Raw genomic sequence first — 7,069 nt, 5'->3', positions numbered from 1 at the left:
AACGCGCCGTTCGCGTTCCGTGTGCGGGGTGCGGTGGATGTGGCGGCGCTGCGGCTGGCGGTCAATGATGTGGTGGCGCGCCATGAGTCGCTGCGGACGCTCTACCCCGCCGTCGAGGGAGAGCCCTTCCAGCGGATCCTGCCCCCGGCTCAGGCCGTGGTGGACCTCACCGTCGTGCAGTGCACAGCGGACGAGGCCCCCGCCCAACTCCACGAAGAGGCATTCCGACCCTTCGACCTTTCGTCCGAACTTCCCCTCAGCGCAACGCTGTTCACGACAGGTCCGGACGACCATGCGTTGTTGTTGACGCTGCATCACATCGCGAGCGACGGGTGGTCCGAGGCCCCGCTGTTGCGGGATGTCTCGGTTGCTTACGAGGCGCGACTGACGGGTGGTGTCCCTCAGTGGGCGGCGTTGCCGGTGCAGTACGCCGATTACACGCTGACCCGGCTCGGTGCCGGCACCGACATCCCGCTCGGGACCCCCACCGCAGGACGCACCGATCAGGCCCTCGACGACCTCGTCGGCTTCTTCGTCAACACCCTCGTCCTGCGCACCGACACCTCCGGCAATCCCACCTTCGCCGAACTCCTCCAGCGGGTGCGCGAGACCGACCTCGCCGCGCTGGCCCACCAGGACCTGCCGTTCGACCGGATCGTGGAGGAGCTCAACCCCGACCGCACCAGCGGCCGGCACCCCCTGTTCCAGACCATGCTCGTCCTCCAGAACAACGCCGAGGCGACCTTCCACCTCGGCGACACCACCCTCACCCCGCAGCCCTTTGACACCGTCCCCGCCAAGTTCGACCTCGACTTCACCTTCGTCGAGCGTGCGGCGGCGGACGGAGGCCCCGGCGGGATCCACGGCATCCTGCACTACGCGGCCGACCTGTTCGACCACGGCACCGCCGAGTCCCTGGTCCAGCGCCTGCTGAGGGTCCTCGACACGGTCACCGAGGCGCCGGAGACCCGCATCGACACGCTCGACCTGCTCTGCCCGCGGGAGACCGCCCGTGTCCTGACGGAGTGGAACGACACCGACCGTGCGCTGCCGGACCACCGGCTGCTGCACGAGGTCTTCGAGGAGCACGCCCGGCGCGCGCCCGACGCCACGGCCGTGGTCGATGCGCACGGCTCGCTGACTTTCAGGGAACTCAACTTCCGTGCCAACCAGTTGGCCTGGCTGCTGATCGCCCAGGGCGTGGTGGCGGACCAGCACGTGGCCACGCTGCTGCCGCGCACCGCCGAGCACCTCGTCGCCCAGCTGGCGGTGCTGAAGGCCGGTGCCTGCTACGTACCGCTGGACCCGGAGTACCCGGTGGAGCGGCTCGCCGACATGCTGGCGGACGCGGCACCCGTGCTGCTGCTGACCGACGTGACGGGCGAGGACCGGATGCGGCCGTACTGCGCGGCGACGCTGCCGGTCCTGCCGCTGGATGATCCCGCCGTGCACGCTACCCGTGCCGGGTACCTGTCCGTCGACCCCGCCCCCGAGGACCGTCCCGTACGGCTGCGTCCGGACCACCTCGCCTACGTGATCTACACCTCCGGTTCGACGGGCCGGCCGAAGGGCGTCGCGGTCGAACACCGCGGCCTGATCAATCTCTTCCACGGCCACCTCGGCGAGGTGCACGCCGCGCACGCCGCGGCCGGACCGCGGCTACGGGCCGCATTGACCGGCCCGCTGACCTTCGACTCGTCCTGGTGCCCGCTGCTGTGGCTGATGGGCGGCCATGAACTGCACCTGGTCGACGACGAGACCCGCCGGGATCCGCAGGCGCTGGCCGAGTACGTCGCCGCCGAGGCCATCGACTACCTGGAGATCTCACCGACGTTCTGCCGCCAATTGATGGCGGCGGGGCTGCTGTCGGACGACCGGCCCGCCCGGCCGCGCGTGATCGAACTCGGCGGCGAGGGCTGCGACCAGGCGCTGTGGAACGAGCTGCGGGCCGTGACCGGGACCACGACCGTCAACGGCTACGGCCCGACGGAGGCCACGGTCTACGTCACGTACGCGTACGCCGCGGACCACGAGCGGCCGGCAATCGGGCGGCCGATGGGGAACAACCGCGTATACGTCCTGGACGCGGGCCTCCGGCCGGTGCCGCCCGGGGCCACCGGCGAGCTGTACCTGGCGGGGGCCGGACTGGCCCGCGGCTACGTCAACCGGCCCGCGCTGACCGCGCAGCGGTTCGTGGCCTGCCCGTTCGGGGGGCCCGGTGAGCGTATGTACCGCACCGGGGACCTGGCGCGGTGGACCGCCGACGGCGCCCTGGAGTACGTGGGCCGCGCCGACGAGCAGGTCAAGATCCGGGGCTTCCGGATCGAGCCGGGCGAGGTGGAGGCGTCGCTCGCCGGCCACGAGGCGGTGGGCCAGGTCGCCGTGATCGTCCGGGAGGACCGGCCCGGCGACCGGCGGCTGGTGGCCTATGTGGTTCCCGCACGCGACGGCGACGGTCCGGCGGCGGAGCTGCCGGACGCGGGCGCGCTGCGACGCTTCGCGGCGGCCACTCTGCCGCGCCACATGATCCCGTCCGCCTTCGTCCTCCTGGACGCCCTGCCGCTGACCTCACGCGGAAAGCTGGACCGGCGGTCGCTGCCGGCTCCGGATGGCGGCGCGGCGGAGCACCGGCGCGGCCCGCGCACGGTGCGCGAGGAATTCCTGTGCGGCCTGTTCTCGCAGGTGCTGGAGGTGCCCGAGGTGGGCATCGACGAAGACTTCTTCGCGCTGGGCGGCCATTCGATGCTCGCCACCCGGCTGATCAGCCGGATCCGGTCCGTGCTCGGGGCCGAGCTGGACATCAGGACTCTGTTCGACGCCCCCACCGTCGCCGAACTCGCCGAACGCCTCACCGACGACCGGCGGGAGGACTCGCTCGCCGTACTTCTCCCCCTGCGCAAGGCCCGTCCGTCGTCTTCCCGTCCGTCGTCCTCCCGCACGGCTGCCGCACCCGTCCCGCTGTTCTGCGTCCATCCGGCGGCCGGCATCAGCTGGGTGTACTCCGGGCTGCTCCGCCACCTGCCGCCCGACCAGCCCGTTTACGGCCTCCAGGCGCACGGGCTGACCGAGCCGGACGCCACCCCGGACAGCATGGCGGAGATGGTGCGGGCGTACCTGGCCCAGGTCCGCGCGGTCCAGCCCCAGGGGCCCTACGCGCTGCTCGGCTGGTCCTTCGGCGGTCTGGTGGCCCACGAGATGGCCGTCCAGCTCCAGGAAGACGGCCACGAGGTCGCCTCCCTGGTGCTGATGGACAGCTTCCCGCCGGGCGGCGGCACCCCACGCGAGGGCGAGGCGGCGAGCGAGGCCGAACTCCGGCAGGCGCTCTTCGCCTCGCTGGGCCGGCGGCCCGACGCCGACGACCCCGCCGGGCCACTCGCCCTCCTCGGGGAGCGCGGCATCGCGGCCATGCTGCGGGTCTTCGCCCACCACGGCGACCTCCAGAGCGGCTTCGTGCCCCGCACTTTCCGGGGCGATGTGCTGCTCTTCGAGGCCACCGAGGGCAAGGCCGCGGATGCCCCCCGGCCGCACGACTGGCGCCCGTACGTCACGGGCCCGATCGAGGCCACCCCGGTCCGCGGCACACACGGAGAGCTGACCCGCCCGGACCAACTCGCGCAGATCGGCCCGGTGCTGGCAGCCTGGCTGGAACGCGGGCGCGGATGAGGTCCGTACGCGCGTGATGCCCGTACGCGGGGATGCATGCCCGCACGTGCGTGACGGCTGTACGCGCCGGTGCCCGTAGGTGCGTGACACGGCCCGCCCGGGCGCTGGGGGAGCCCGGGCGGGACGTGTCAGGGGAGTGCGGCGACGGCCGGCCCGGCCTGCCGCACCTCCCGGTGCAGCTCCGCGGCCTTCGCCAGGTGGCCGTCCGCCTCGCAGGACTGTCCCAGGGCGCGCAGGGCCTCGCCCAGCACCTGGTGGCTGCGCGCCAGCAGCTGCTGTTCACCGGCGTCCCGGGCCCCGGCCAGCGCCTCCCGGGCGTGGTCGACCGCGGCAACGGCGTCCCCGCCCGCCAACAGGGCCTCGGCCAGCCGGAACTGGCACTCCGTCGCGTTGCGCACATGATGCGTGGCGCGGGCCCGCTCCAGCACCCGGCGGTAGAGCCGGGCCGCCGCAGCGTGCCGACCGTCGTACAGCAGGCTGTCCGCCTCCGTCATCATCACCCTGATCAGCCATTTCACGTCCTGGCAGCGAGTGAGGACGGCGGCCAGCTCCCGGCACTGCGCCCCGATGGCGGCCAGGTCCGTGTGCCGGTCCGGATCCAGGACCTCGATCTGGAGCAGGATGGTGCGGCGCCGGGCGACCAGCGCCTGGTCGCCGGCGGTTGCGGCGAGCGCCACCGACTGCTGTGCGTAGCCGCGGGCCGCCTCGAAATTGCCCAGCTCACGCTCCAGTTGAGCCAGCATGGCCAGGGTGAACAGCACGGCGAGGAACGGTCGCTGCCCATCGGCGGGACTGGGCGCCGCACCGAAGATCTCCACCACTTTCCGCAGGTACTCGCGGGCGCGGTCGGTGGAGCCGGAGCACGGGTATTTCTTGAGGATCGTGCCCGCCGCGTAGTAGGCGGTGCCGATCACGTCCCGGTCGCCGTGTGCCAGCGCCGCCGGGAGCAGCGCGGTGGCTGCCCGGCCGAGCGCCCCCAGCGGCAGCACCTCCTCGAAGCAGGGCACGAGGGTCAGCACGTCCACGGCCAGCGCCACCGCGTCCGGATCGCCGTCGGCCGCGACCTGTTCGACCACGGTGGTCAGCGTGGGCAGTGCCGCACGGACCCACCGCACCGCCTCCGGCCCGCCGGACATCTCCAGGTCGGCGGTCCGCCGCGGGTGGATCTCCGCGGTCAGCGGGCCGCTCAGCGGCTGGGTGGCCCGTACGGCCGCGACCACTCCGGCGCACAGGAAGTCGACCGCGCCGCGCACCACCGCGCGGTGCTCGGCGCGGGGCAGCTCGGCGCGGGCCTTCTGCCGCGCGTACGCCCCGACCAGGTCGTGGAAGTGGTAGCAGCCCGGCGACCCGGTCTCCAGCAGCGCGGCGTCGACCAGCGCCTCCAGCACGTCCTCCACCTCCCGCTCCGGCATCCGCAGGGCCGCCGCCGCGGCCCGCACGTCGAACTCGGCGCAGTGCGGGACCGACAGGGCAAGGAACGCCTGCGCGTGCCGGGAGGGCAACTGCGCGTACGACATCTCGAACACCGCCTCGACCGTCACCTCGCCCACCCGCAGCTCCGCAAGGAGCCGGGCCTGATCCGAGACCCGCTCCAGCAGCGCGGCGACGCTCCACCCCGGCCGGGCCGCCAGCCGTGCCCCGGCCCCCCGCAGCGCGAGCGGCAGATGGCCGCAGGCCGCCGCCAGCGCGGCGACCGCCTCCGGTTCCTGCTGGATCCGGTGGATTCCGGCGATCTTGCCGATCAGTTCCACGGCGTCGTCCGTGCCGAGTCCCCTCAGTGGCAGGGTGACCGTGGCGGGCATCGCGGCCAGCGCGCGGCCGGTGATCAGCACGGCGCACCGGACCGCTCCCGGCAGCAGCGGTTCCACCTGCGTCGTCGTCGCGGCGTTGTCGAGCACGACGAGGACGGCCCGCCGCGAGAGGACGGTGCGGAACAGCGCCGCGCGCTCGGCCAGGGAGGCGGGTATGCGCTCGGCGGGGACACCCAGCCCACTCAGGAACCCCGCGAGAACCTCGGCCGGCTCGGCGGGTGCGCCGTCGGGCGCCCGCAGATTCGCGTACAGCTGGCCGTCCGGGTAGGTCCCGGCGACCGCGTGCGCCGCCCGCAGGGCCAGCGCCGTCTTCCCGGCCCCGCCCATGCCCGTGATGACCGCGACGGCGTGCGCCCGGCCGGCGGTCAGCGCGGAGACCAGCGCCGACATCTGCTCCTGGCGGCCGGTGAAGTCGCACGGCACCGGCGGCAGTTGGGCCGGCTCCTGCGCCACGGAGACGTCCCCCCGCGCGGCGCCCTGCGGCGGTACGGCATCCGCGCCGCCCTGGGTGGGCACCAGAAGGAGGTCATGGTCCCCGGCCAGGATCGCGGCGTGCAACGTGCGCAACTCGGGCCCGGTGTCGATGCCCAGGTCCTCGGCGAGCACCCGGCGCGCGCGGTCGTAGGCCGACAGCGCCTCGGCCGCGCGCCCCGAGCGGTACAGGGCGAGCATCAACGCGCCGTGCAGACGCTCCCGGTAGGGATACGTCTTCAGGGCCCGCACGATGTCCGGCACGGCCTCCTCGTGACGCCCGCACGCCAGCAGCAGCTCCAGCCGGTACTCCAGCGCGGACGCCAGTTGCTCGCCCAGCGCACGACGCCAGTCCCGCGCGAACGGCCCGGGCAGTCCCGCCAGCGCGGGCCCCTGCCACATCGCCAGCGCCTCCTCCAGGCCGGCGGCGCCCGCCGCGGGGTCACCGGCGTCGGCACACCGCCTGGCCCGCGCGGTGAGCCGGCGGAAGAGCAGGGCGTCCACCCGGTCCTCGGGGAGCTGGAGCACGTACCCGTCGGCCATGGTCTCGATGGCGGCCCGCGCCTCGCCACCGCCCGGTTCCGCGCGGGCTTCGCGGTCCAGGTGCGCCCGCAGCCGGTGGATGTAGGTGACGACCACCCGCCGGGCAGAGGCGGGCGGATCGTCGAAGTAGAGGCCGTCGATGAGTTCGTCGACGGTCACCAGCGTGCCGGGGCTCAGCGCCAGGGCCGCCAACACGGTCTGGGGGCCGGGCGCGCCGGGCCGGGTGACGTTCCCCCCTGCCGAGACGTACCGCACGGGACCCAATAATCGGATCCGGTCCGCCCCCTGCACCGCAGACATCTCCGACATCGCCCCCCGCACGTCTCTCGTATGACGGCCTCTCGCCCCACCGCACCCTCCGGATGCCGCGGACCTACCGGACCCCTTGATTCATCGGCGAGGATCATAAGCCGCAGACCACTGCACGAGCCCCCATACCGCCCTCATGCACTACAAGCCAGCTATTTCACCACCACACCTGGCGCCGCCCCCACGACCCCCGCCACCCAGCACCTTCCCCCACCCCGCTGGCGTCCGACTAACGTCCGACTGACGCCACCCCAACGCCCCCACCCGCGCAG

2 protein-coding genes are annotated in these 7,069 nt (G+C 73.5%); one reads left to right on the top strand and one right to left on the bottom strand.

Annotation, left to right across the window (positions count from 1 at the left end):
- On the top strand, positions 1–3,663 hold a 3,663-nt coding region (locus tag OO62_RS35875; RefSeq protein WP_033271928.1), incomplete at its 5' end, for a non-ribosomal peptide synthetase.
- Positions 3,664–3,791: 128 nt separating this feature from the next.
- Here the strand turns inward: OO62_RS35875 and OO62_RS35870 are convergent.
- Entirely contained in the window at positions 3,792–6,788 is a 2,997-nt protein-coding gene (locus OO62_RS35870) for an AfsR/SARP family transcriptional regulator (protein ID WP_228332594.1), read from the bottom strand.
- Positions 6,789–7,069 lie beyond the last annotated feature (281 nt).

This window comes from Streptomyces lydicus, assembly GCF_000717345.1.
GTDB lineage: Bacteria > Actinomycetota > Actinomycetes > Streptomycetales > Streptomycetaceae > Streptomyces > Streptomyces lydicus.
This window is presented reverse-complemented; position numbering and strand designations above follow the sequence as displayed.

What these genes read in the sequence shown, in the direction of transcription:
- OO62_RS35870 (WP_228332594.1), bottom strand. Translation starts at nt 6,788, where the DNA reads ATGTCTGCGGTGCAGGGGGCGGACCGGATCCGATTATTGGGTCCCGTG.